General features: G+C 61.6%; 24 protein-coding genes and 6 pseudogenes. 14 read left to right on the forward strand and 16 right to left on the reverse strand.

The window, feature by feature from the left end:
- Window positions 1-13: 13 nt before the first annotated feature.
- From ONR75_RS22050 to ONR75_RS22080, 7 genes are all read right to left on the reverse strand, one after another.
- Complete coding sequence (locus tag ONR75_RS22050) at window positions 14-979, reverse strand: phosphotransferase (RefSeq protein ID WP_265079122.1); 966 nt, start codon at window positions 977-979, stop codon at window positions 14-16.
- A gap of 1 nt (window position 980) precedes the next feature.
- A complete protein-coding gene (locus ONR75_RS22055) occupies window positions 981-2,267 on the reverse strand; it encodes a Zn-dependent hydrolase (protein ID WP_265079123.1) in 1,287 nt (428 codons plus the stop codon).
- Window positions 2,260-3,021 carry a DeoR/GlpR family DNA-binding transcription regulator gene (locus ONR75_RS22060; RefSeq protein ID WP_265079124.1) on the reverse strand — a complete coding sequence of 254 codons (762 nt, stop codon included), beginning with the start codon at window positions 3,019-3,021 and terminating at the stop codon, window positions 2,260-2,262. Before ONR75_RS22060 ends, ONR75_RS22055 begins: the two co-directional genes overlap by 8 nt.
- 58 nt (window positions 3,022-3,079) lie before the next feature.
- Window positions 3,080-4,924, reverse strand: coding sequence for an ABC transporter ATP-binding protein (locus ONR75_RS22065; protein WP_265083765.1), 1,845 nt, complete (start codon window positions 4,922-4,924; stop codon window positions 3,080-3,082).
- Entirely contained in the window at window positions 4,924-5,841 is a 918-nt protein-coding gene (locus ONR75_RS22070; RefSeq protein WP_265079125.1) for an ABC transporter permease, read from the reverse strand. Before ONR75_RS22070 ends, ONR75_RS22065 begins: the two co-directional genes overlap by 1 nt.
- Window positions 5,841-6,821, reverse strand: a complete 981-nt coding sequence (locus ONR75_RS22075; protein WP_265079126.1) for an ABC transporter permease — start codon at window positions 6,819-6,821, stop codon at window positions 5,841-5,843. Before ONR75_RS22075 ends, ONR75_RS22070 begins: the two co-directional genes overlap by 1 nt.
- Window positions 6,822-6,890: 69 nt before the next feature.
- Complete coding sequence (locus tag ONR75_RS22080) at window positions 6,891-8,474, reverse strand: ABC transporter substrate-binding protein (protein ID WP_265079127.1); 1,584 nt, start codon at window positions 8,472-8,474, stop codon at window positions 6,891-6,893.
- 250 nt (window positions 8,475-8,724) lie between these two features.
- Here ONR75_RS22080 and ONR75_RS22085 point away from each other — a divergent pair.
- The 3 genes and pseudogenes from ONR75_RS22085 to ONR75_RS22095 form a co-directional block, all read left to right on the forward strand.
- Window positions 8,725-9,168, forward strand: a pseudogene (locus tag ONR75_RS22085) (IS630 family transposase); the annotation flags it as partial.
- A gap of 92 nt (window positions 9,169-9,260) precedes the next feature.
- Entirely contained in the window at window positions 9,261-10,589 is a 1,329-nt protein-coding gene (locus ONR75_RS22090; protein ID WP_265079128.1) for a substrate-binding periplasmic protein, read from the forward strand.
- Between the two features lie 182 nt (window positions 10,590-10,771).
- Entirely contained in the window at window positions 10,772-11,872 is a 1,101-nt protein-coding gene (locus tag ONR75_RS22095) for a transporter substrate-binding domain-containing protein (RefSeq protein WP_265079129.1), read from the forward strand.
- 28 nt (window positions 11,873-11,900) lie between these two features.
- Here ONR75_RS22095 and ONR75_RS22100 read toward each other — a convergent pair whose 3' ends face one another.
- From ONR75_RS22100 to ONR75_RS22110, 3 genes and pseudogenes are all read right to left on the reverse strand, one after another.
- Window positions 11,901-12,023: a hypothetical protein gene (locus ONR75_RS22100; protein ID WP_265079130.1), complete on the reverse strand. Its 123-nt coding sequence runs from the start codon at window positions 12,021-12,023 to the stop codon at window positions 11,901-11,903.
- Between the two features lie 48 nt (window positions 12,024-12,071).
- Window positions 12,072-12,278, reverse strand: coding sequence for a ParB/Srx family N-terminal domain-containing protein (locus tag ONR75_RS22105; RefSeq protein ID WP_265079131.1), 207 nt, complete (start codon window positions 12,276-12,278; stop codon window positions 12,072-12,074).
- A 56-nt stretch (window positions 12,279-12,334) separates the two neighbouring features.
- A pseudogene (locus ONR75_RS22110) lies at window positions 12,335-12,538 on the reverse strand (integrase core domain-containing protein); the annotation flags it as partial.
- Between the two features lie 133 nt (window positions 12,539-12,671).
- On the opposite strand from ONR75_RS22110, the gene ONR75_RS32910 reads away from it, so the two are divergent.
- The 3 genes and pseudogenes from ONR75_RS32910 (at window position 12,672) to ONR75_RS22120 (ending at window position 14,956) form a co-directional block, all read left to right on the forward strand.
- Window positions 12,672-12,773 (forward strand): IS3 family transposase, encoded by a 102-nt coding sequence (locus tag ONR75_RS32910; protein WP_413776377.1) that lies wholly within the window; start codon window positions 12,672-12,674, stop codon window positions 12,771-12,773.
- Window positions 12,774-13,237: 464 nt separating this feature from the next.
- A pseudogene (locus tag ONR75_RS22115) lies at window positions 13,238-14,831 on the forward strand (EAL domain-containing protein); the annotation flags it as partial.
- On the forward strand, window positions 14,735-14,956 hold the full coding sequence (locus ONR75_RS22120) for a hypothetical protein (RefSeq protein WP_265083923.1): 222 nt from the start codon (window positions 14,735-14,737) through the stop codon (window positions 14,954-14,956). The pseudogene ONR75_RS22115 and the gene ONR75_RS22120, both read left to right, overlap by 97 nt.
- 130 nt (window positions 14,957-15,086) lie before the next feature.
- Here ONR75_RS22120 and ONR75_RS22125 read toward each other — a convergent pair.
- A pseudogene (locus ONR75_RS22125) lies at window positions 15,087-15,347 on the reverse strand (head-tail connector protein); the annotation flags it as partial.
- A 63-nt stretch (window positions 15,348-15,410) separates the two neighbouring features.
- Here ONR75_RS22125 and ONR75_RS22130 point away from each other — a divergent pair.
- A complete protein-coding gene (locus ONR75_RS22130; RefSeq protein ID WP_265079132.1) occupies window positions 15,411-16,178 on the forward strand; it encodes a S1 family peptidase in 768 nt (255 codons plus the stop codon).
- 9 nt (window positions 16,179-16,187) lie between these two features.
- On the opposite strand, the pseudogene ONR75_RS32915 reads toward ONR75_RS22130, so the two are convergent.
- A pseudogene (locus ONR75_RS32915) lies at window positions 16,188-16,558 on the reverse strand (DUF2019 domain-containing protein).
- 104 nt (window positions 16,559-16,662) lie between these two features.
- Complete coding sequence (locus tag ONR75_RS22140) at window positions 16,663-17,478, reverse strand: hypothetical protein (protein WP_265079133.1); 816 nt, start codon at window positions 17,476-17,478, stop codon at window positions 16,663-16,665.
- 229 nt (window positions 17,479-17,707) lie between these two features.
- On the opposite strand from ONR75_RS22140, the gene ONR75_RS22145 reads away from it, so the two are divergent.
- From ONR75_RS22145 to ONR75_RS22155, 3 genes are all read left to right on the forward strand, one after another.
- Entirely contained in the window at window positions 17,708-18,319 is a 612-nt protein-coding gene (locus ONR75_RS22145; protein WP_265079134.1) for a Spy/CpxP family protein refolding chaperone, read from the forward strand.
- Between the two features lie 199 nt (window positions 18,320-18,518).
- Window positions 18,519-19,709: a glycosyltransferase gene (locus tag ONR75_RS22150; RefSeq protein ID WP_265079135.1), complete on the forward strand. Its 1,191-nt coding sequence runs from the start codon at window positions 18,519-18,521 to the stop codon at window positions 19,707-19,709.
- A gap of 129 nt (window positions 19,710-19,838) precedes the next feature.
- Window positions 19,839-20,195, forward strand: coding sequence for a hypothetical protein (locus ONR75_RS22155; RefSeq protein ID WP_265079136.1), 357 nt, complete (start codon window positions 19,839-19,841; stop codon window positions 20,193-20,195).
- A gap of 96 nt (window positions 20,196-20,291) precedes the next feature.
- Here ONR75_RS22155 and ONR75_RS22160 read toward each other — a convergent pair.
- Both ONR75_RS22160 and ONR75_RS22165 read right to left on the reverse strand, forming a co-directional pair.
- Window positions 20,292-21,600 (reverse strand): annotated as a pseudogene (locus ONR75_RS22160) (DNA-packaging protein).
- Window positions 21,527-21,991: a hypothetical protein gene (locus tag ONR75_RS22165; RefSeq protein ID WP_265079137.1), complete on the reverse strand. Its 465-nt coding sequence runs from the start codon at window positions 21,989-21,991 to the stop codon at window positions 21,527-21,529. Before ONR75_RS22165 ends, ONR75_RS22160 begins: the two are co-directional and overlap by 74 nt.
- A gap of 223 nt (window positions 21,992-22,214) precedes the next feature.
- Here ONR75_RS22165 and ONR75_RS22170 point away from each other — a divergent pair, with 223 nt between their 5' ends.
- Together ONR75_RS22170 and ONR75_RS22175 are read left to right on the forward strand one after the other, a co-directional pair.
- Window positions 22,215-22,592, forward strand: a complete 378-nt coding sequence (locus ONR75_RS22170) for a hypothetical protein (RefSeq protein ID WP_265079138.1) — start codon at window positions 22,215-22,217, stop codon at window positions 22,590-22,592.
- Window positions 22,593-22,799, forward strand: coding sequence for a hypothetical protein (locus ONR75_RS22175; RefSeq protein WP_265083924.1), 207 nt, complete (start codon window positions 22,593-22,595; stop codon window positions 22,797-22,799). It abuts the gene before it with no gap.
- 796 nt (window positions 22,800-23,595) lie between these two features.
- On the opposite strand, the gene ONR75_RS22180 is transcribed toward ONR75_RS22175, so the two are convergent.
- Window positions 23,596-23,727, reverse strand: a complete 132-nt coding sequence (locus ONR75_RS22180; RefSeq protein WP_265079139.1) for a hypothetical protein — start codon at window positions 23,725-23,727, stop codon at window positions 23,596-23,598.
- Between the two features lie 185 nt (window positions 23,728-23,912).
- Between ONR75_RS22180 and ONR75_RS22185 the strand changes: the two genes are divergently transcribed.
- The gene (locus tag ONR75_RS22185) at window positions 23,913-24,161 is read left to right on the forward strand and encodes a hypothetical protein (RefSeq protein WP_265079140.1); all 249 of its coding nucleotides are present in this window, start codon (window positions 23,913-23,915) and stop codon (window positions 24,159-24,161) included.
- Window positions 24,162-24,264: 103 nt separating this feature from the next.
- Window positions 24,265-24,456, forward strand: coding sequence for a hypothetical protein (locus tag ONR75_RS22190; RefSeq protein WP_265079141.1), 192 nt, complete (start codon window positions 24,265-24,267; stop codon window positions 24,454-24,456).
- Window positions 24,457-24,928: the final 472 nt, after the last annotated feature.

Here is a 24,928-nt window from a genome sequence, read left to right on the forward strand (position 1 = left end):
GTATTCGTCCCGCCTAGAGAGATCGCAGACGCTGCTCGAAACCGGGGTTCCCCAGCAGCATCCGGCAGCGCAGAAAACGCCAGCCCGCATATTTCAGGAATTCGACGCTGCGCAGCGGCGATCGCGCATGCTGCAGCAGGCTGCGCAGTGCCCAGTACAGGTCGTCGGCAGCAGCATAGATCCGGCAACGGCTGAAGGTTGTTTCGCTGAAATGCCCATCATGCATTTCCAGCAGCGGCTTCATCTGGCTCTCGAACTGATAGAGTTCGTTCATCTGAGCGCCAAGCTGATAGTAGGGATCCATATCCGCCGCCATGTCGAAATCCACCAGCATGACCGCCCCTTCCGGTCCGAACATCACGTTGGAGGAATGCGGATCGCCATGCGCGGGCTTGTAGGTGACGCCCGCCGCGGAGATCGCCTCGCGCATCGCCGCCATCCATTCCAGCATCCAGTCTGCGTCCGCGGGCAGGGTCTCACCGCTCTGCGCGACGAGCGTCTTCAGCCCGTCGATGCCGTCGAACACCGACCACGACCGCGCGAACGGCGCGCCCGCCGCTATGGTTTTCTGCATGTCTATCAACCGGCTCACCATCGGCGGCTGCATCAAATCGTCGATCTTGGCCCCACGCCATCCGTTTCCGAGCCGCGCGAACAGCACAGCGCGCTGCTCGGCTGCCCGTCCCACAGGTCGCGGCGAGAACGCGAGATCGTTGAGCCTGCCGGCGGCGGCGAACGAAACATCGTCATCGACCAGCTCAGCCACTTCGTCATTTGCCAGGCGCAGGAAGTAGCTCGGCTCTGCCCCGCCGATCGCAACATCGAACGACTGCGATTCGACGGCCTGGTAGGACGGCGACGCCACCGGCGACGTGCAGGCGGCATAAGTCACCCGCGATGCATCGAGCATCGGCAGGCTCAAGATCGCGCGCTCCGCGCGGTGCTCGGTTGGTGAAGCGGGATTTCCAAGCGCCTTCATATTATGCCCCGTCCGTGTTGCCGAAGCTTTGCAGACCCTTGCAGGCTACCTCGTAGAGCATGTCCGCCAGGACCTGCGTACCGAAGGCTTGATCCGCGGCGCTGGTGAATTCGGTGGGATGATGAATAACGCCATCGCGCGAGCGCACGGCCATCACGATGGACGGGCAGACCGCCGACAGCGCGACCGCATCGTGACCGCCGATCGTATCCAGCGAGCGGGCAGTCTCTCCGTATGTCGCGGCGGCTCGCTCGGCCAGCGCGATCAGTCCCGGATCGAAACGGCCGGCGTTGCGACGATCAATCGCGCGGACTTCGTAGGCGACGCTGGCATTCGCTGCCGCCACCTCGATCCGGACCAGCATCTTGGCTTCGGCCTCGGCAAGAATCTCGGGCGAACCAGAGCGCAGCTCGATGAACAGAACGGCCTCCGAAGGCACGGTGTTCGGTGAATTTGGGAATACTTCGAGCCGCCCAACGGACGTGTGCACATCAAGACCGTGCTCGCGCGAAATCTGCTTGAGGTCGGAGATGAGATAGGCGGCGGCGAGCACGGCGTCCTTGCGTTCCGCCATCGGCGTCGCGCCCGTGTGAGCCTGCCGGCCGAGAAATGCGAGGCGATATTTTGTGGCGCCCCAGAACCGCGTAAAGACGCCGAACTTCTCTCCGGACTGGAATAACGCCTTGTCGCCCTCGATGTGAAGTTCGATCAACGCGCTGGGCACGGCAACCTTGCTCGTGCCCGCATATCCGATCTGCGCGAGCGACTGCCGCACCGAGATCCCCTCGCCATCGACGCGGTCGAGCGCCCAGTCGAGTTCGGCCGCCCCGGCGAACACGCTGCTGCCAAGCAGGCTCGGCTGGAATCGCGCGCCCTCTTCATTGGTCCAGTTCACCACCTGAAAATTGCAGAACGAGGGCTTGTTCTCGGCCTTGAGACGCTGTGACACAGCAAGAACGGCCTCGCAGGCCGATACTACGCCGAGTGCGCCGTCGAACCTACCGCCATTGGGCTGGCTGTCGATATGCGACCCCACCATGACCACCGGGGCGTTGGCGCCAGCCAGCGCCATGCTGCCGAACTGGTTGCCGATCGCGTCGACATCCTGGGTGAAGCCGTGAGCGGCAAACCAGCCCGCAAGCCAATCTCGCGCCTTGCCATCTTCTTTCGACAATGTCAGCCGCGTCATGGCGCCGTCGGGTCCACCGCCGAAGACCGACAGTTCGTCCATCATCGCCTGCAGACGGGCTTCGTCGATCGTTGCGCGATCAGAGAGGGTATCAGGCATAGATGATGTCCACTTTGGATTTCAGGAATTGGCTGGCGAAGTCCTTGGTCAGCGGCGCCCCGGTGACCACGGCGTGCACATCAGGCAAGCCGAATGTGTGGATCGAACCGATGCGCCCGAATTTCGAGCTGTCGGCAACAATGATGGCGCGCTTGGCCTGTGTTCGTGCGATCCTGCGTATGATCGCCTCGTCCTCGCCATAGTCCATGAAGCCGCGCTCGGCATGCACAGCACTAATGGCGATGATCGCGAGATCGAAGAAGTGGTCCTTCATCGCGGCAACCGTTTCCGGCCCGAAGGTCGCCTGATACTCAGGCCGCAGCCGGCCACCGAGCACGCGCACACTGGGCGCCGGCTCCCGGTAGAAGTGGGATGCGACAGCCAGTGAATTGCTCACGATGGTGAGATCCTTGCGTCCCTCGATATAGCGCAAGCAGGCAAGCGCCGTCGTTCCCTCGTCGATGAAGACCTTCATGCCGTGGTCGACCAGCGCCGCGGCGGCTTCGCCGATGCGCGCCTTTTCCTTGGCGCCGACGCGCAGACGTTCCGCAAACGGCTGGTCGCTTTCCTGCCGATCGATGACGGCGCCACCGTAAACCCGGCGCGCAAACCCCTGCGTCTCGAGCTCCCTGAGATCCCGCCTGATCGACTCATGGCTGACGCCGAGCTGATCGACGAGATCCTTGACGTGAACCCGTTGCGTATGACGCAGCATATCGCGGATCAATTCCAGGCGATGCTCCGTGAAACTCATGAACGTTCCTCGACTTCAACGGCTTTTGCAGGCTCTTGGCGCATATTTTTATGCATGATCATCCTCGGGAACTGCCGGTGGCCGTCTCGCTGAAACGACCCGTTGCGGCCGGCGGCACCACAAGATGGCACGCGGCAAAATCCTGCCGTTCCCGCACAGTCAGGCTTGGTTGCAACTGGCTGCATTTGTCCATCGCTTGCGGACATCGCGACCTGAAACTGCACCCTTCGGGAATGTTGAGCGGGCTCGGCGGCTCGCCTTCCATCAAGCAATCCTCAGGCCGATAGCGCCGCTGTTCGAGCGTCGGCATCGCGCTGAGAAGCGCCCTCGTATAGGGATGCCCCGGATCGAAGAACAGGCGTTCGTTATCGGCCAGTTCGAACACTTCGCCGAGATACATCACGGCGACGCGGTTGCACGCCTTCCGCACCATCGCGAGGTCGTGCGAGATGTAGATGTAGGTGAGATCGTATTCTTTCTGCAGCTTCTGGAACAGATCCAAGAGCTTGAACTGCTCGGCCTGGTCGAGCGACGACAGGGTTTCGTCCATGATCAGGATCTCGGGCTCCAGAACCAGCGCGCGTGCAACATTGATGCGCTGCCGCTGCCCGGCGCTCAGTCCCAGCGGAAGCTCCTCATAGAGATCGACCGGCAGTCCGACCTCTCCCATCACCTTCAGTACACGCGCTCGAATCTTTGCCTTGTCACGCCATCCGTGCGTTCGCAGCGGATCCTCCAGTATCTTGCCGACCGAGGTGCGAGGCGGCAGCGATCCGAACGGGTCTTGCAGGACCATCTGCAGTTTCCCGCGGAATGCCAGTAGCTGCTTGCCTTTCAGATTTGCGATATCGGCCTCGCTGCACAGAATCTGGCCGGAACTCGGCAGTTCGAGCCGGCACAGCAGCCGCATCAGCGTGGATTTTCCGCAACCGGACTCGCCCACGATGGCAAAGCTGTCGCCGCGCCGGATGTCGAATGTGACATTGCGCACGGCGCGTACCAGATCAACCCCGCCGAAACCGGTCTTCTTGCGCACCTTATAACTTTGCGACGCATCACGCAGGCTGAGCACGACATCCCGGCGATCGTCGGGCGGCGCGGGCACGGGCGCGTCGATCCAGATTTTCGGCGTCTGGCTGACGAGATCGCGCGTATATGAATAGATCGGTTTTGCGATCAGATCCTCGGTGGACTGCTCCTCGACGATCCGGCCCTTATCCATAACCAGGATCCGAGAACATGCTTCCCGTGCGACCGGCAAGGAGGAAGACACAAACAGGACGGCGGTGTCGAAATTAGTCGTCAGCTCCTTCATCAGCCTGATCACCTGCGCGGCCACGGTGACGTCGAGCGGCTGCGTGACGTTGTCCGCGACCAGCAAAGCCGGGTTTGTCACCAGCGCGTCTACGATCAGCGCACGCTGCATCATCCCGCCCGAAAAATGCGACGGATAGTCATGAAAGCGGCTGCGTGCCGAGGGGATGCGGACAGCGTCGAGCAGTTCGACGACCCGATCCTGCGCCTCCCGGCGTGAAACGTTGGGGACGACGGCACGCATCTTCTCCACGATCTGTGCACCCACCGACAGCGTCGGATCCAGCGCGCCCTGCGGGTTCGCACCCACGTAAGAAATTCGCTGGCGCAGCAGCCGCATGTCGGAACCGCGCATGGCGTAGAGGTCACGTCCTTCGAACAGCACCTCGCCGGATTGCTTCGCCAGCGGCGGCTCCAGCCAGTTGACGACGGCCTTCGAGAGCACGGTCTTGCCGGACCCGCTGGCGCCGACCACGCCGACAATTTCGCGTGGCGCGAGGCTCAGTGATACATCGTCGAGAATGATCTTCGAGGTGCTGCGGCCGGCGGTGACCGTCACATTCCTAAGTTCGAGAAGCGGCTCTGTCATCACTCCGAACCTCCATGAATGGTGCTGCGTGCGCGTTCGAGGGAAGCGCCCATCAGATTGATGCTGGTGAGCGTCAGGCCGAGAAAAAGGCCCGGCATGGTGGCGATCCACCAGGCATTGAGCAGATATTTGCGGCCGTCGGCGATGATGTTGCCGAATGTCGGCGTCGGAGGCTGGACGCCAAGGCCGAGAAAGCCAAGCGTCGATTCGAAGATCATCATGCGGGCCACGTCGAGAACCGACGTGAACAGCACCGGCGGCAAGAGAAGCGGCAGCAGCAGCGTCAGGATGATGCGGAGATCCGTTGATCCGCCGATCTTGGCGGCGCGAACATATTCGCGTTGCCGCTCGGTCATGACGATGCTGCGCATGATGCGTGCATAGACCGGCCAGTTGGAGACGCCGAGCACCAGAATGATCGCCGGGATGGTCGGCCGTGACACGCCCAGAACCGCGATGGCGAGTATGATCATGGGAATAGAGAGTTGAGCATCGGTCAGCCGCATGATGACGGCGTCGGTCCGGTTGCCGAAATATCCCGCGATAGTGCCGAGCGCACAGCCTATGATCAGCATCACGGTGACCGACGCGACGCCGATCAGGAACGAATAGCGCAAGCCCACCAGCGAACGAACCAGCATGTCGCGGCCGATTTGGTCCGTTCCGAGCGGATAGGCCCAGCTCCAGTTGTTGCCGATGAACAGCGGCGGCAGCAGCCGTGCCTTGATATTTATCTTGGTGGGGTCGATGCCGCTTAGCTCGGGGTAGAATGCCGCGGCCAGCGCGAGGACGAGAAATATTCCCAGGCCCACGCGAAAGCCGGGCATCGACGCTGCCCTGCCGAAAATTCGGCGAGCAATGGAGCGTTGTGATGTAACGGGCACAATGGGCGCTGCGGTGGCGGGGACGATGGACATCAGTATTCCAGCCTCGGATCCATGGCGGTGGCAACGAGATCGACAATGATATTGATGAGCACGAAGATGGCGCTGGTCACGATCGCGATGCCCTGGATCAGCGGGAAATCACGTTGCAGCACCGCGTTGATCGTCAGCAGGCCGAGACCGGGATAGTCGAAAATGTATTCGACGATGATGACGCCGCCGAGCAGGCTGGAGAACTGGATTCCCAGCAGGTTGAGCAGCGGCACCGACGCGTTGCGCAGCACATGGTTGGCGATGATGCGGCTGCGGCTGAGGCCGCGCACATAACCGACCGCCACATAGGGCTCGGTCATTTGCGCCGACACCGAACTCACCAGCGTTCTGATCAGCACCGGGGACAATTCCACAGCAAGCACGATGGCCGGCAGGATCGTATAGGCGAAGCCGCGATAGCCGATCGCCGGCAACCAACCGAGCTTGACGGAGAACAGCAGCGCCAGAACGATGCCCAGCCAGAAATTCGGCAGTGAAACGAAGACGGACGACACGTAGAATGCGAGCTTGTCCGGCCATCGCCCGATGGCGAGGCCGCCGGCGATCCCCACGATCCCCGAAAACACCAGCGCGATCACCAGAGTCACCGCAGCGAGCTGCAGTGTCATGGGCAGAACTTCCATAATGAGACCGAGAACAGAAGCCCGCTCGCCACGCGTCGTGTCGTTGAAGCTCGCTCCACCGGTCGAGGCTCCGTTCGCGGGCCGCACGAAGGACTGGCCGAGATCGCCGCGGACGACGCCATACATGTAGCGGCCGAACTGCACCAGAATCGGATCGCGCAAACCCATATCGGTTGCGATCTTCTCGATCAGCGCTTCGGGCGCCATGCCTCCCGCCATCAGCCGTACGGGATCGCCCGGCACGACCCTCAGCAATGTGAAGATCAGCAGCGAGACGAGCAAGATGATGACGACTCCCTGAGCAAGGCGCCGTATGAGAAAATTCAGAACGAACATTCCGAAGCTCCGTGGAGAACAAGCGTCTCCACGCACCGCATCATTGCGGCGCGCGGAGATCGCGCTCGATTAGGCAGCGGGCTTGGATGCGTCCATCGATCCATCCGGATAAATGTACAGGCCTTCGAAGTCTTTCTGCATCGCGTGGATCATCACCGACGTGAACAGCGAGAGCGCCGGCATTTTCGAGGCGAGCAAGGGCATCGTCTCGGTTTGCAGGATCTTCTTGCGCTCTTCGAGAGTCGTCGCGCTGCGTTCCTTGTCGAGGCTTGCATCGATGGCAGGATCCTCGATGCCGCAGATGCGGTGCGACGACGAATGGAAGTGGGTGCGCAGGACCAGATCGGGCTCGGGCGAGCCAGTCGACCAGCCGCAATCCACCATATGGCCGGGACCGCCGCCCGGACGATGATAGAGCCGTTCGTTCCAGGCGGCGGGCTCGAGCACCGTGAGGCTGACATTGAAGCCCTGCTCGTTGAGCATCGCGGTGATTACCTCGCCATATTCCTTGGTCTTCGGATAGAAACCGACCGATGTGATATATTCGAGCACCGGCAACCCCTTGCCGTTCGGGAAGCCTGCCTCCGCAAGCAACGCCTGGGATTTCTTCGGATCAAATTTCGGATAGTTTTCGAGATCGACGTAGCCGAACTTCACGGGCGACACGAAGTTCGACGATGCATGGCCGGCCGATCCCAGCACTTCGAGAATGAGGTCGCGGTTGATGGCGTGACAGGCAGCGAGGCGGATGCGCGGATCGTTGAACGGCGGCTTCGAGCAGCGGAACCACAGATACTTGTTCTCGACCGACACCACGCGATTGATGCGGATATTGGCATTGCCCTTGGCCGCATCGATCTGCTCGGGCTCGAGGCGCTCGACGATCGAGGCCTGGCCGTTCATCAGCGAGAGCATCCGTGTGGTGGAATCGCCAGTGAAAGTGAAGTTGATGCCGGCAATGGCAGGCTTGCCTTTGAAATAGCCGTCATATGCCTTCATTACGGTGTCGTTGCCGCGCTGTTCGACGAATCGGAACGGTCCGGTGCCGTTAAGCCGCTGGGACAGCACGCCGCCGGAGCCGGCCGCGATGTCCTTTGCCGACATGATCGGCAGGAACGCCGCCAGGAACATGAAGAGATGCGCGGGATAGCCGCCCTTCGACGTATCGACGATCACTGTGTAGTCGTCCGGCGTCTCGATCTTCAACGTTTCTGTGGGGCCGGGATACCACTGCGCCGGGCGATCCGCGCGCGAGCCATATTCGAATGTGGCCTTAACGTCTTCCGCCTTGAACGGCTTGCCGTCATGGAAAGTCACGCCCTGACGCAGCTTGATCTGCAGGCGATTGGGATCGAGCAGCTTGATGTCGGTCGCGAGCTCGTAGATCACCTCGCCGGGATTATCGAGCTTCATTGGCGTGCGGGTGAGAAAGCCCATCACGAAGCCTTCGATGTTCTTCTGCGACAGCGTCGTGTGCGCGGTCGGATCCCAATTGCCCGTGATGTTTTCGGCCGACAGAAAGCTCATGGTCTTGCCGGCTTGGGCATGAGCCCTTGAGATGAAGAAGCCCGGATCGATCTGTGCATAGCCAGTGGCAACCGCAGCGCCGGCAGCTCCCTTCAGAAAGTAGCGACGGTCAAACTGTGTAGGCATAGCCATCTCCTGTTTCCCAACCGGACAATCGGTCAAAACGGTCATGCAGGAGACGTGCCAGCTTCTAAAGCAGCGAAAAGCAGTGTTTTACTTTGTGTTTTTTGACCGATTTTCCATGCCGTAAGGGGTAGCGGCGCTGTTCGCCCGATTATCGAATAAGCGAACGGCTATCTCTTAGGCATCGGTAACGATCTATCAGCGGTACGATTAAACCAACGGCTCATGTCGCAGTCAGCGACATGAGCCAACGGAAGGCCGTCCCGACGTTGTCCGCCGTCGCGCACAATGGCGCAAATACCGCAGCCACATCGATCCGGCCCGGCTGGTCTTCATCGATGAGACCTGGACCAAAACCGACATGGCGCCGCTGCGGGGATGGGCGCCGCGCGGGCAGCGGATCAAAGCCCACGTGCCGCATGGCCACTGGCAGACCATGACCTTCCTCGCGGCGTTGCGCCACGATCGCGTCACCGTCCCGTAGCTGCTCGACGGGCCCATCAATGGCGACAGATTCCGCGTCTACGTCGAGAGCGTTCTTGTCCCCACGCTGCGGCCGGGCGACATCGTCATCATGGACAATTTCGGCTCGCACAAGAGCCGCGCCGTGCGCCATGCCATCCGCGCAGCCGGCGCTCGCCTGTTCTTCCTACCGAAATACTCTCCGGACCTGAACCCCATCGAGCAGTTCTTCGCGAATGAAGGCGCGGCCTTGCTCCAGATCAATGCGAGTAGTTGTGCTCGCTGCATGCTGGGCTTCTTTGCCTACCTAACAGAATAGAACGGCCAATGGATTTGAACGGACTATTGCCCGGAAAGGGATTCGACCCGCGACAAGTCGTCGTGTTTCGAATCTCTATCGTCGTGAGCAACTGGGTTGAACTGCTATTGGGTCGCCCTGTTTTGCAAGGACCTGTTTGTCTAAACGACCATCTAAGCAATTTAAGGGGGACGAAAAATAGTGCTCACCTTGCATGCGGCTCGCCGCTGTTTCGTTGGATTCAGTTATTATTGATGGTTGTATTTATTCTTTTTATCTCAATTTGCCATCTTGTAGCAGCGGAGCATACTCTGCGAGTAGGAGTTGTAGGCGGGGCGGCTCCTTGTACTTATCTAAGTCATTCCGAATGGCGTGGCATTGCCATAGATCTATGGCGCCTAATAGCTGATCATGAAAAGCTTCCCTACACGGTATCTGAGTGGTCGTCGGTAAATACGATGCTGGAAGCGACCCGCAGTGACGATCTTGATGTTGCGGTTGGCTGCTTAAGTATTTCACCCGATCGCTTCAGGCAGTTTCAATTTACAATTCCTTATCAAGAGGATGGCCAAGCGGTTATGGTGGAAATAAGCCGTTTGCGCTACGGTCGCGCGTTTATAAAAAGCCTTGCATCCCCCGCATTAGCTTTGCTTCTTGGAACGTTTATTAGCCTAGTTATGCTGATGTGTTTTTGGGTATGGATAATAGAGAGGTACGTATCAGTACCGAGCACCCAGCGAATCGGGAGAGTTCGGAGTTTTGCAAAGCTTTTTTTGAATCTATTCACTGGGGTTGGAAGTGATAAGGTCGTTGAGAGCGTCGGTGGGATTTTTGTTGTAAGCGTAGCTTTTATAGGCCGAACGGTTTTCACGTCGCTACTCGTTGGATACTTGGCGGTTAGTGCCGTGAGTGAAGCGACAAGTACGGTTGGAGGGAATCTGAACCGTCTTGAGGACCTCGTCGGTCTTCGGGTTGGTGTGCTTTCCGGAACTGTGAGTGAGGCGTTATTAGAGGAGCTAAATTCAAATTCTAGCGATAAAAAAGCAGCCGCCATAAAATTAAACGATATCGATTCGGCGCTGGAGTTTCTAGCAAAGGAAAACATTGATGCTGTCCTTGCGGATGAAAATCAGCTCAAATATCTGGCCGCCAGGGCGAATGCGAGATGGGCCGTTGTTTCGATTCCAATTAGGCGAATTCGTCCGGAGCTGCAGGCATTTGCAGTCTCTCCGACGCTTTCAGCTGAAACAGTTTCGTCCATAAATCATGCGATTGTTTTACTTAAACGCAATGGTGCTATCTCTTCAATAATACAGGAAATCCTTGAAGGGGCTCCAGGGGGAATGTTCCGGAAATGATGACAGAGCGCGTTGGGTTCGTTTGCACCTGCTTTCTCAATAATATGATTTGAAAATGGGTGGGCATCTTGCGTGACGCGTCGGTGGCGCAAGATAAAGCGACGCTTGCGCGAGGGATATTGAGCACTGCGGACCTCGTGTCATTGTTTTGTCTGCGTTAGTTGAATCTCGGGAATGCATCCATGATCTTCAGTCGGCTGACGTTCATGCTATTGCTTGCGGTATTCGCCGTTCCGGTGCCCTCCGCGGAAGCTCAGACGCCGGTGGCGCAATCCCCGGTCAAAGTTTCCACGCGCGTCGTCCGGCCTTTTATCATGCGGGATGAGCGCGGCAATCTCACGGGATTCAGCGCCGATCTCTGGAATGCGATCGCGAGGGACATAGGGGCGACGACCGAGTTCGTCGTCACCGACAGTGTGCAGGGGATTTTGTCCGATGTCGCGTCGGGAAAGGCGGACCTCGGCATCGCCGCGATCTCGATTACGGCGGAACGTGAGAAGACGTTCGATTTTTCACAACCTATGTTCAACAGCGGCCTCCGTGTCGCCGTTGCGTCGCAGCCGATGCTGGCGGCCCGGGCGCTCGACAATCTCCTCTCCTTTATTGGGTCCGAGGCCTTTCTCGAGCTCATCGCTGTGATTTTGGTGCTGGTGCTCATACCCGTGCCGTTCCTCTGGTTATCCGAGCGCAAAGCAGCGACAGGCCTGCTGCAGGCCAAGACGACGGTCGGTCAGTTTGGAGAGGCTCTGTGGTGGTCGATCAGTGCGCTCAGCGGTCAGGCTCAGGACATGCCGAGCAGGCTCGTTGGCCGTATCGTGGCGATGCCCTATCTCTTGTTCGCAGTGTTGTTCGCGTCCTATTTCACCGCGACCGTGACCACACGAATGACAATCACGCAAATCGAACACAGCACCACAGGGCCGAACGATCTTGGCGGCCGGTGGATTGCGACCGTCAGCGGCAGCACGGCAGCCACGTGGTTGAAATCCCAACGTATAGCGGCGACCGAATATTCCGATGTGGATGTTGCCCTAGATGCTGTGGAGACGGGCAAGGCGGATGCGATTGTTTACGATGAACCGGTGTTGGCCTATTTTGCTGCCGGAACGAGAAAAGGGCGCGTTCGCCTTTCCGGTCCGGTATTCCAGTCGCAGCACTATGGCATTGCTTTCCTGCCGGCCTCTTCGCGGCGCCGCGCCATCGACCAGGCGCTGCTGAATCTGAAGGAAACCGGTGAATATCAGCGCATTCAGGCAAAGTGGTTTGGCGATGCCGCGCGATAGCAATAGCCTGTCGCGACTGCCTACGGATTCACTTTGAGCGCGGCTCCATGTGAAAGAAGCCTGGAAGGTCCTCGGCTTCTGCCAGACGCGCGAGCGTTTTCGCCAGATCGACTGCGCGATCGAACTGCAGCTCGATCAGCCGGCGGCTCATGAACGTACGGAAATAATCGCCCCAGATGAATTCCTGGAACGGCGTATCCTAGTCCGCAAATGCGCCGCCACGCACCCGCCGAGCCAGCGAGCGCCAGACGTTGTCGCTGAGCTCGCCGACGTGATGGGGAATGGCGGCGAAAGGCCTGCGGTTGCCGTCGGCGTCAATCGGCCAGCAATAGCTATTCTTTTCCATCTTGCGCCAGAACGGCCGCTCCCCCAGATCCGACCAGTCCGCGATCCTGTCGCCGAGCACATGAAGTGCTCCCCCAAAACTAGGCCAGCCGGAGCTGGAGTTTTCCGGGGTTAGGCTCATGCCGGCGGGGGCGCCGATGAGCCATTCAACAGCGATATCGGCGCCTTGTTACCGATCGCGCTATGTGGCCGGACTTCGTTGTAGTCTCTACGCCAATCCTCCATTTTCTGCCGTGCGTCGTCAAGGCTCAGGAACCAGTGCGTGTTCAGGCATTCGCTTCTGAACTTGCCGTTGAAGGATTCGATGAAGCTGTTATCCGTTCATTCACCATCGTCGGTGGCTTCATCTATGTCGCCATCATTCTTGATGCCTGGTCCCGGCGCGCGATAGCGCTACCCAATGGCGTTCTAGAGGTTCGCTGACGTCGTCGAAACTCTTTCCCAATTCTTCGACGTGGCCTACAATACCCGAAGGCTCCACTCGGCCCTCAGTTATATCAGCCCTGTACAGTTCGAGAATCAACACACCCGGCAGACGGTCAATCCAGAGGTCTGATCCCGTCTACTCTGAGGGGCCCACTCCATCCTTAATTTTTAGGTAATCATTTACGCTAATCGGCTCTCAATCAAAGCACCTTATGGTTTGTGAGGGAAACTGGTATGCGGCGCTCGCGAGGATTCAAACCACGGCCAATTGAAGCTAGCTTTATAGCTAGCGTGCCGTCGTGGACGGGTCCGATACTATCGCTGGTTCTTAGCGGCTTTCTGCTCATAGCGGCGATAGCGTTGGGCACTGTGCTGATGACCGACAGTTCAGCTCTCGTTGAATGGCGAGATCAAACGAAGCTCATGGCCGGCGTGACCATACTTACAGCTCTTGTTGTCGCGCTCACGCTGTTTCTAATTTTGAGGCAATTGGCGCGACGACATCAAGTGGCCAAGCAACAGCTCGAAACAGCTCTCAACAATATTACACAGGGTCTGATGCTATATGATTCCTCTTCGATGGTCGTACTCTTCAATCGGCGCTATATCGAAATGTATGGCCTCTCATTAGAGGTAATTCGGCCCGGGCGCCTCTTCCGAGACGTTATGAAACATCGAAAAGAGACGGGCTCGTTCGAGGGCAATCCAGATGAGTTTTGCGATGCTGTTCTGAAAAACGTTGGTGAGAAACGGCTAACCCACACAATTTTGACTACCAAATCTGGTCGCTCAGTTCAGATTGTCAACCAACCTCTACCTTCTGGGGGTGGGTCGCGACACACGAGGACATTACAGAGCTAAAACGCTCTGAACAGCGGATCGAACATCTTGCGCACTACGATTCGCTTACAGAACTTCCTAACCGCGCTCTTTTCCGAGAGCGATTAGAGTTGGAGCTCAAACGGATAGAACATGGCGGTCTGTTCGCGCTTCTCTACATCGATATTGATCAATTTAAGGAGATCAACGATTCATTAGGTCATTCCGTAGGTGATGAGTTTTTGAGATTGCTGGCGCAACGTTTGAAAGCTTGCACTAGAGAGATTGATTTCGTTGCCCGCCTTGGCGGCGACGAATTTGCGATCATCCAGAGATCTGTGTCCGATCCCGCCGATGTTGAGGATCTCGTAAAAAGGATGTACCTCTCGATCAGAGATCCGTTTAATTGCGGAGTCCACCAGATCTCGGTTGATGCCAGCGTTGGCATCGCCATGGCTCCCGCAAATGGGATCGAAATTGACCAACTGATAAAGAATGCAGATTTGGCGATGTATGAAGCAAAGTCTTCGGGACGTCGGATGTATCGCTTTTTTGAACCTCAGATGGACGCGAAGGCGAGAGCGCACCGCGAACTAGAGATCGATTTGCGCGAAGCGATTCGTGACGTTGCATTCGAGCTGTATTACCAGCCGGTAGTTGATATACTTAGCAATGAAATATGTGGATGCGAGGCCCTTCTTCGCTGGAATCATCCGGTCAAGGGCGTTATTTCTCCAGCCGATTTTATTCCAGTAGCCGAGGATACGGGCCTAATCACTGAGTTAGGCGAGTGGGTGCTGCTGACCGCCTGTACGGAAGCCTCCACATGGCCTAAGCATATCAAAATCGCAGTCAACGTGTCGCCGGTACAGTTCAAGTCTCAGAGCTTGTCATTGCGCGTTATGAATGCATTGGCGGTGTCCGGCCTGTCAGCAGCCCGCCTCGAGCTGGAGATCACGGAGGCCGTGCTGATCCGCGACGACGAAGCGGCGCTGGCGACTCTGCATCGGCTGCGAGCCATCGGGGTGCGCATCGCGCTGGACGACTTCGGCATCGGATATTCGAGCCTGAGCTATTTGCGGCGCTTCCCATTCGACAAGATTAAGATCGACCGAACCTTCATCGCCGATCTGCCGGAGAGGGGAGCTCGTCGATTGTTCAGGCCGTAGTGACAATTGCCAATGCGCGCAACATGGTCACTACCGCGGAAGGCGTGGAAACCAAGCAGCAGCTCGATCAGCTGCGGGCGCTGAGCTGCACCCAGATGCAGGGATGGCTGTTCAGCGCAGCTCGGCCGGCGTCCGAAGTGCGGCTCATGTTTCGTATGGCGGGCGGCGGGATGGTGCCATCAAGCTGGAATGTCTCTTGATGGAATTTTCACCCGCGATCGTCGAGGCCCGCTGGCAGACATGCATGAGCATGGAAGATGCCGACGATCTGACGGATCTACTAAACAGGCTAGATCGCGAGGCCAAAGCCGCCGCGAAGCACTAAGTCGATTCGGTCAGATGTCGTAGGAACTCACTTAGGTGAGGTTCCCGCTAACCAATCATTTACGATAAACGCGCATTCCCGCCGACGCTAACAGCGCTCCGACCTGAGCACGGTAGCTCCGAAGCTTCACGAACACCCGCGCCGCGATGACGCTGCGCAGCGGCCCGATCCGCGGCGTGATGCGGCCATCTTTCGGCCAGCGGTCGAGCACGATGCGCCACGTCTGCGAGAGGAGCGCGCGCCGTGTCAGCGCCTCGATCTGGCCGCGCGCCGCGGCAATCAATGCTGCGATCAGCGCGTCGTCGTCATCATGCACAATGCGCAAAAACGCCTTGGCCTCAGGCAGCAACAACGGCTCGGCGGCCGGGCCGGCCAGCAAAATGGCGGACATCGGGGAACTCCATGGTTGCGGGGCTGGTTGACATGGCGGGCGCGCGCGGGCTCACATCGCGCCATGAAGCTCAATCGCAGTCACGTCATCGCCGCCGCGCTGTTAGCAATCGTCACATCGCCCGCGCACGCCATGGTCGGTGGCGCGGCGGAGAGCCGCGACGGCATCGGCCGCGCGGTGCTCGCCATCGTCGGGTCCGGCGGCAATTTCTGTTCCGGCGCACTGATCGCGCCGCGGCTGGTGCTGTCGGCGGCGCATTGCGTGCGCCCCGGCGCGACCTACAAGATCGTGCGCTACGACGCGCAGCGTCAGCCGGAACTGGTCGACACCGTGCGCGTCACCGCGCATCCGCGCTTCAACATGCAGGGCATCGCCAGCCATCGCGCCAGCGCCGACGTGGCGCTGCTGCTGCTGGCCGCGCCGTTGCCGGGCCACGTGCCGGCGCCGCTCGGCGTGCCGCGCGAGCCGCTCAATGCCGGCGACAGCTTCACCGTGGCCGGCATCGGCGTCGCCACGCGCGGCGACGGCCGCACCGGCGGCACCGTGCGCGTCGCGTCGCTGGTCGCGGCCGGCCATCCCGGCCGTCTGCAGATCCGCCTGGTCGATCCCGCCACCAACAACACCGCGCCCGGCCTCGGTGCCTGCACCGGCGATTCCGGCGGACCGGCGTTCGAGGATCAGGACGGCCGCGCCACCATCGTCGGCGTGATCTCATGGTCCACCGCCGCCAACAATGCCAGCGGCTGCGGCGGCCTCACCGGCGTGACGCCGCTGACTTTGTACCGCGACTGGATCGCGCAGACCGCGAAGGCCTGGGGCGTGGCGATGTGACGGTGACGCTCAGCTCGGCTTGAAGGTTCCATCGTCAAGCAGCACGAGACACATGCCTGCGTCGCCGGCCTGAGGAAACCACTGCGACTCGGCAATCTCCTGAATCTGCATGCGAGCCTCAGCGGGGAAACCGCCAGGGTATGTTTCGCTGCTTTCAAGCGAACCTGCATGTTGGGAGATTGATACAGGGACATGAGCGCACGCCGCTGGTCGCCTTCACGTGACTTAAGTTCGTTCGAAACTTCCTCCATCACACCGAACAGCCGATTGAATTTGGCAATCTCGCCACCCAAAAGTGCCTCGTCCTGCGCCACTGCGATCTGCGCAAAGCGCGCTACGAGCTCGGACGTAGTCATCTTATCGAGGCTAATTCTCTTCATGGCTTCAACACCCCGAACTTGACCAGCGCATAGAGCCCAATTCGTCGTCGCTCTTCCGGGCCTTGGTTGCTTAAGTATTCTCGGGGGACAAACCTTTGAATTCGTCACTCCGCGTCATATACCAGCCCGTAATTTGATAATGCTTCAGTCGGGGAATGGACAAGATTGGACGGATCGTCGATTTCGCTGCGCGTCAGACCCCAATATTCGGCGGCAGTCTGCTCGATGATGTGATGGTCATCGTAGCCGGGACGACGTTTGCCGACACCGTCCATCAGCTCCTGAAGTGACTTGGGCAGGTCCTGGTTGCTCCGGATGACATCCTGATAGTCCTGCAGCCAGTCGACGCCTCTCACAATGCCGAGGAAAACATCTGCCAAAATTCCCGCGGTCCTTGCGAGAAAATTCGACACGGCGCGCACAACACCTATTCTCTTCGAGCTGCGCGAAGAACGCTTTGCAGGGATTTTCGGCGGTGAATCATCAGGACCGCCCTGGATGTCGCCGATGCTTCCGATCAGGCTGTCGAGATCCGACCAAAAGCCCGTCCAGAAATCCGGACCGGATGAGGGCGTGGAGTCGGCAACGACATCGATGGTCGGGAGCATCTCTCCGACGTCGCCACCCGTTGCGGCCTCGCCGTCACCGTTCAGTGTCACTGACGACGACAGGTCGCTCGCAGAAGATGCAGGCCTGCCGTCACCCGCCCTCCTGCCAAAAGTGAATCGGCCCCCGCCTGTGTTTCCCCCGGGTAACCTTGGCTGCCCGGGATACTTGCGCTCCAGCGCCGGATAGACGCTCGCCGGATCCGTCCCCGGCTTGAGAAATCGCGCGGCGTCGGGGCACAGGTAGCGCGCGGCGTCGGGCCGCATGAAACGCTGCTGCCGGTGGCGCAGCCAGGCATCCTCATGGTGGGCCATGCGACGGTCCCAATGATTGTTGATTGAAGGGTGCTGAAACGCGAACGGCGCGCCGAAGCGCGCCGCGGTCGTTGGGAGGCAGCAGACGGGTTCAGTCCGTCAGCCGTGCCCGAAGATTTCGGAACCATTCGGCCGGCGGCGACTTCCTTTGCCGGGACCGCGGACCGGCAGGCGCGCGAGCATCGTGCGCACCGGCACGCTCCCCCATCATCCTCGAGAGGAGGACGCCATGCGCAAGACCATGCTTCTGTTGGCCAGTACCGCGTTGATCGCCGTTTCCACGCTGGCCAGTCCAGCGCAGGCGCGCGACCGTGACCGCGAGGACCGCAGCGAGGTCACCGCCAACCAGCTGATCAACCAGGCCGACGCGCAGACCGCGCGAATGAAGGCCGACCTGCGCCTGACGCCCGCCCAAGAGAAGGACTGGGCCGCCTTCGAGGACGCCCGCCACCAGGCCGCGAAGCGCCGCGCCGATCGCGCCATGGCCATGCAGGCCGCCGAGAAGGCCGCGCGCGACGCCGACAGGGCAACGCGCGATGCCCCGCGAACGACGGATAGCAAGGCCGCGGGCGACAATGCCACCGTCGGCAAGGCCACGGACGGCACCACCGCCGCGCCGCCCAGCCTGCTCGACCGCATCAATGCCGACGCCGACGCGCAGATCGAGCGCGCCAACGACTGGAAGAAGCTCGCCGAAGCGGCGCGCCCGCTTTACGCCAGCCTCGACGACCGGCAGAGACGGCGCTTTGCCGAGATCCTGTTGCGCGGCGACCGCGAGCGGCACGACGAGCGCGAACGGGATCGCAATCGTGACCGCGACCGCGATCGCGACGACCGCTAGCGCCCGGCGATGACCGTCCCGCCGCTGCGCTGATCGCACGCCGGAGCGGCAGTGCGCCAAAGCCGCGACATTGACCCACGTCAACGCCACGCCCGTGCCCCGCGTTCAACTGCGATGCGCGACCCGCAAGGCGCGCGCACCGCAGGGCCGGCGCACTCCGCGACAGCATCACTTCCGCGGTTCAGCCAGGTGGCGCGTAATGCTTGTGGTCGGAATCCTGTCGTGTCTGTCGCTGCTGGTGTGGCTGTTCTTCCTGTTCGGTCGCGGCGGGTTCTGGCGCATCGCCTGGCCGGCCGCGGTGCCGGCGCCGGCGCAATGGCCGGGCGTCGTGGCCATCGTGCCGGCGCGCAACGAAGCCGGTTGCATCGGCCCGTCGCTGCGCTCGCTGCTGACCCAGACCTATGCCGGCGAGCTCACGGTGATCATGGTCGACGATCACAGCGACGACGGCACCGCATCCATTGCCGCAGCCGTCGCGCGCGAGGTCGGCGCCGCGCATCGGCTGATCGTGATCCCGGCGCCGCCGCTGCCGGCGGACTGGGTCGGCAAGGTGGGGGCGCAGCAGCAGGGCGTCGCCGCCGCTGCGGCCATCGCCCCGCATGCCGAATTCCTCTTCCTCACCGATGCCGATGTCGATCACCCCGCCGACGAACTGGCGTCGCTGGTGGCGCGCGCGGTCGCCGGCCACCTCGACCTCGCCTCGGAAATGGTCCGGCTGCGCGCGGTGTCGCCTGCCGAGCGCTGGCTGGTGCCCGCCTTCGCCTATTTCTTCGCGCAGCTCTATCCACCACGCTGGGTCGCCGATCCCCGCCGCGCCACCGCGGCCGCCGCCGGCCCCTGCATGCTGGTGCGCCGCGCCGCGCTGGATGCGATCGGACAGCTCAACGCCATCCACAGCGCCATCATCGACGATTGCGCGCTGGCGGCGGCGCTGAAGCCGCACGGCGCGATCCGGCTCGATCCCAGCAAGGGGGCCATCTCGCTGCGCGCTTACGCCGACTGGCATCCGATCTGGCAGATGGTGGCGCGCAGCGCCTTCACCGAGCTGCACGGCTCCTACCTCGCACTTGCCGCGGTCACGGTGACCATGCTGCTGAACTTCCTGGTGCCGCCGCTGCTGGCCATCGCCGGCGCGCTATCAGGCGCCTGGTGGGGCTGGCCCGCCGCAATGGCCTGGCTGGCGATGGCGGTCAGCTACCGCCCGACCCTGCGCCATTACGGGCAGCCCGGCTGGCACGCGCTGCTGATGCCGCTGGTGGCGATGTTCTTCCTCGGCGCCATGCTGGATTCGGCGCGGCTGCGCCGGCTCGGCCGCGGCGGCGAATGGAAGGGCCGCGTCAACAACGTCGCCAACTGGAACGACATCTCGGAGTCGGTGGAGCTGTGGTGAGCCGGCAGCAATAACGTCGCCGCGCAAGGCCACGCCGTCCCCGGCTTCATCGAATGAACACATGGCGTTCAGACCCTCACCGCATTGTGTCGCTAAGCCGTGCCGGTCCCAGATTGCAAAGGAATCATCATGCGCATCCTGACCACATCCGTCCTCGCCGCCACCCTGGCCCTCGGCACCCCCGCTTTCGTGCTGGCACAGGCCGCGCCGTCGCCGGCCGAGACGCAGACGCCGCCCGCGAAGTCCAGCACCGCGATCCGCAGCATCAAGGTGGTGGACGTCAAGGAACTGCAGCCGGAGATGCGCGCGCAGGTCGAGAAGTTCGTCGCCGGCACCAAGCAGGAAGAGATGCAGGCGCTGCGCAAATCGCTCGACGCACTGCCGCAGGCCGCCTCGGCGCTCAAGGACAAGGGCCTCAGCTCGTCCCAGGTCGTCGCCATCAACATCGAAGACGGCGTGCTCACCATGTTCGCGAAGACGGCGTAAGCCCGTAGGGTGGGTTAGCGCGCAGCGCGTAACCCACCATCCCCGTTGGTCGCATCGAAGAACGGTGGGTTACGGCGCAAGGGCGCCTAACCCGCCCTACAATAGCCTGATCCTTGGCCCGCCATACGTCCGCCCGCTCATTATCACGGTGATCGCCCACACCAGCGCGTCGAGTCTGTCCGGCGAGCGGCCGGACGACAGGCCGCCGATGCCGAAGTCGCACATCTCGTCCTCCAGCAGCGGGAAGGCGCCGACATGCTTGACCTTGCCCTGCTCGTACAACGCCGCCACCGGCTCGGCGCGCAGATATTTGCCGCGCGTGGCGTGCACTTCCTTGAGCGGCATGGTGCCGTCGACCTCGCGCAGCACCGCGCACCATCTCGCCGCCCATGTTGACCTCGGCCACCAGCGTGTCGGCATGGAGCCGGCGATACAGCGCCACCGCGCGATGCGCCCAGGCGGCGGGCGAGAGTCCCGTGGCCGAGGCGTCTTCCAGCACGAAATACATATCGCTCTCGGCGCGGCCGACCGCGACAATGCCGCAGGCATCGGCGCCCGGCTTCGAGGTGCCCGGCGGATCGATCGCCACCACGATGCGCGGCAGTTCCGGCGCAGCAACGACCCGGCAGGCCTCGATCCGCGCCCGCGACCACAGCGCGTCCGGCCGGTCCTCGATCAGCTCGCCGTCGAGCTCCTGCCGGCCCATGCGCGTGCCGGCATAGCGGCCGACCACGGCATCGAGAAAGGCCGGCGCCAGATGCGCGGCATTGGCCGAGGTCGGCGCCCGCGTCACCCGCGTGCGCGGATCGGCGAGCAGCCGCTTGATCACGGGCAATGGCCGCGGCGTGGTGGTGACCAGCTGGCGCGGGCGCGGCCCCAGCCGCAGGCCGAATTGCAAGGTGTCGAACGCCAGTTCGGCATAGCGCCATTTCGCCAGCTCGTCGCACCACGCCGCCTCGAATTGCGGGCCGCGGAGCGTGTCCGGCTCGTCGGCGGAGAACACCTGACCGATGGCGCCGTTAGGCCATTCCAGCCGCTTGCGGCTGGCGATCCACGCCAGCCGCTCGCCGCGCGGCGAGATCGTGAGGATGCCGGACTCGCCCTCCACCATCACCTCGCGGGCGTCCTGCCAGCTTTCGCCCACCAGCGCGATGCGGCGATGGGCGCGGCGGGCAAAGGGCGGAATGCCCAGCGCCAGCGCCCGCACCCATTCGGCGCCGCAGCGCGTCTTGCCGGCGCCGCGGCCGCCGAGATTCAGCCAGGTGGTCCATGGCCGGCCATCGTTGCCGGCGTCGTCATGCTCCTGGTGGCGATGCGCCAGCACCGCAAAGTCATGGTGCAGGCGGCGCAGCGCCGGAAGGCTCCCCTGCGCCAGCCATTCCCGCGTCAGTCCTGCCTGCGACATACGCGTCAATGCGGCGCGCAAGCTCGCGACGGAAGTCGTCGATGTCGGCGGGCATGTCGTCGCTGTGGTCACGATCGTCGCCCTCCGCGCCGCCGTCGCGCAGCGCGCGCACCTTGGCCAGGGTCTGGGTCAGGGTCGACAGCGTGCGGGCCACGCGCTCAGCCTCGGCGGGGCGCACACCGCCATCGGCGCTGCGCCGCCGCTCCACCTTCCTCAACTCGCGCAGCACCGCCTGCTCCAGCCGCTGCATGAGCGGCAGCGCGGCAAGCACTGCATCGTCAGGGAGCTCGACGGCGGCGTCATCGGCGGCCGGTGCGGCACCGCCGGCACCGTCGACCGGCGCAGCGGCGCGCAATGCCGCAGGCAGTTCGCGCGGCCGGTCGCGGCGCAACGGCCAGCCGAAGCGCTTGGCGGTCTGGGTGATGGTGTCTCGATTGATGTGCAGGAGTCCGCGATGGACTGGGCCGGCTCGTCGGTCTCCACATAACGGTAGCGCATGGGGCTTAGCTTGCGGAGCTCAGAGGATTGTCAACAAAGCGGAGGATATAGACTCGACTCTTAGTTCTCTCTTTGTTCTAATCGCCGGCGTGACCGACAGACCCGCGAGCTGGCGCATGCCGACACCGAAACAGATGGACAAACTCGCCGCCGACGCGGCGCGGCGGGCGGCGGTAACGCCCGAGCCGACGCCCGGCCCCGCCGACCCCCTGCCCGAAGCCTATTGGGACGCAGTGCTGCAGGATCCGCGCGGCCGCGCCCAGGGCGTGCCGATCCAGCAGCGCCGGCTGTCGGAAATTCCGCGCCACCTGCTGCGCGTGTGGTGCCGGCGCTGCGACCGCACCGTCGAGATCCAGACCGCCGACGCCATCCGTCTGTATGGCCCGCACGCGATCTGGAAGGACGTCGGCCGCAAGCTGCTCGACAACGGCTGTGAGCAGCGCACCGGGCGCCACGAGGAGGACGGCTGCTGGCCGGCGTTCGAGACGCGTTAGGTGGCCCCGGCCCCGAAGCATCACCCCACCCCGTTGTCCGGCAGCGCTCGCAGCGCCTTGAAGAAGGAACTGGCGCAGTCCCACGGCATCACGGTGATGCTGGCGCGCCAGTCGGCGGAGTTGCGCAGCCAGGGCGAGGCCTTGATCCGCCGCGCGGAGCGGCCACATGGGGTTCGTCGCCGAAGCGGCTCACTCTGGCGGCCGTAGACTGCTGTTCAGCCAACCCTTGACCTTTTCTGTCTTCAGAGGGTCAGGCCTGTCACAATCGAAGCACTGAAACGTGCGAGGCCCCTTGCCGCCGGGAGGCAGCGTCAGGATCAGATATGCCCCGCAACCGGGGCAGGTCGGTCTTTCGGCTTGGCCCATGACCGCAATCTATATCGCCGGTTTTTAAATGTCAGCCAGATTCCGGACGCAGGTACCCATTTGGAAGATCGGCGTTCTCGTCGTCATTTCTGAAGCAGCCGTACTACTTAATCGGTTTTCCCCGCTCCAACTCCAGGTCTTCAATCAGTCTGCCTATACGAACTACGGTGGTGGCGTCATTTGTGTCCCGCAACAGCCGCTTGGATTGCTCCAAACGGCGAGCGATCTCCTCCTGCCGGGCTAGTTGATCTGGCATCATGTAGGTCACCTCTCAGACAGAAGACGGGCTATAAGCTAACAAGTTCAGATTTATTTTTCGCCTTCGTCGTGGCCTGCGCCGATTGACCATCCTGCCCCGGCACCCGGATACTGACGGCGCGATGCCGGTAGGCCGCCTCCTGCCAGCCGCGACCGCGTGGCGATGGATTCCAAACGTAGATCGCCGCCTTCGATGCGGCTGACAATCGCCACACGGCCGCCCCGGCTGCGCGCTGAGACGGCGACCGCGCCCGCAGCCGGCGCGGAGGCCCGCCCCCAACGGAGATAAGATAGCGCCAGCGCCGAGCCGGTACCGCGGAGGCCGATCGTCTCTCGGTGCGACAAGTTGCAGATGCGTGGATACATGATGGAACTTTGCTCAGAGATCCAAGCGGGACGACAATACCCAGAGGTCGGCAACACGCGCCGCATCCTCCAGCCTGGTAGCCTTCCCCTCCATGATCTCTTGAAACAAGCGATCGAGCAATGTCGCCTCCAATGCGATCCGCATTCAATAACTCCAAGCTTTGCGCGTTCCCTCGCGTTCAATTTCGCTCATTGCCCAAGTGGCCGGATCTCTATGTCTGACAGCGTACTGCGGGAATTCTGCGGAACTCCTACCATTCAGGATCGCCGGTCCGAATCAGGCTCGGGTGACCGCGAGCTCTTGGAGTTAGGCCTGCGCAGAAAGCGACCATGCCGTACTATCGCGCCTACATTGTCGGACATAACGGGCACTTCAACTCGTCCAAGGACATCATCGCCGATGACGACGAGACGGCGATCACCATCGCGGAGAGGCTCGTAAACAGGCATGACGTCGAGCTGTGGCAGCGCGACCGCAGGCTCGCTGTGCTTCCTTGCAATCGCATGATGGCCGAGCCTACTCATGAGGATAAACCGCTCGTCTTAGAAGAAATGCTCCGTCCGCCGTCGTTCTGGTGAACGAAGAGGGAGATGCAGGGGAGGCGAAGAAGCCCGCCTGCGCCGCGACGTCCCATGGCTGATCGAGGCATGCGGCTGACTTTAAGCGCCTGAAGGACCGGACATGCATTACAAGGTTTGCTCCATCGACGAACACGGGAACCTGACCAGAGAAACGGACGTCATTTGCCGGGATGACATTCTGGCGACTCTGATAGCTCAATCGATGCTCGGCACCGAGGACATCGAGCTTTGGGAATACGAGCGTAAGGTCGCTCAGTTTGACGGTATCGCCGAAGCGGCCAGAGGCGATTGATCCTCACGGGTAGTGTTAAACTTGGCCCGAGCGACCCCCGACCATACGGCGTCTGCCGGAATGCAACGTTCTGCGCTCATCTCCGGAACGCAAAAGCTGGCCGGGCGTGCGCCGGGCGGCTTTCTGATGTGACTGCCGGCCCGCAAGCCCGGTTCCGCCGCAGCAAGGTCAAGCATTGCACCGGCGAATTGACGGTGTGCTGAGAGTTCGCACCGGCCACCTACCGGCGAGGTCGATCTTGTGGATCCAATCCAGATCCCTCACGGAGCGGCGCGCCCGGGCTGCAGAGCTCGGCGCCAAGAGAGGATGTCCGGAACCGAACTTAGTCTGGTCCGCTATCAGGTTTTGGAACCCTCGCCATGAGAGTATCCGACACGAGTATTTTTGCGCCGCAATGTCCAGATTGCGGGGACCGTATGAGGCCCGCAAGTCTGATCCAAGGGATGTCGGCGATTGCCTTGCACGCCTTTAA

Source organism: Rhodopseudomonas sp. P2A-2r, assembly GCF_026015985.1.
Classification (GTDB): domain Bacteria; phylum Pseudomonadota; class Alphaproteobacteria; order Rhizobiales; family Xanthobacteraceae; genus Tardiphaga.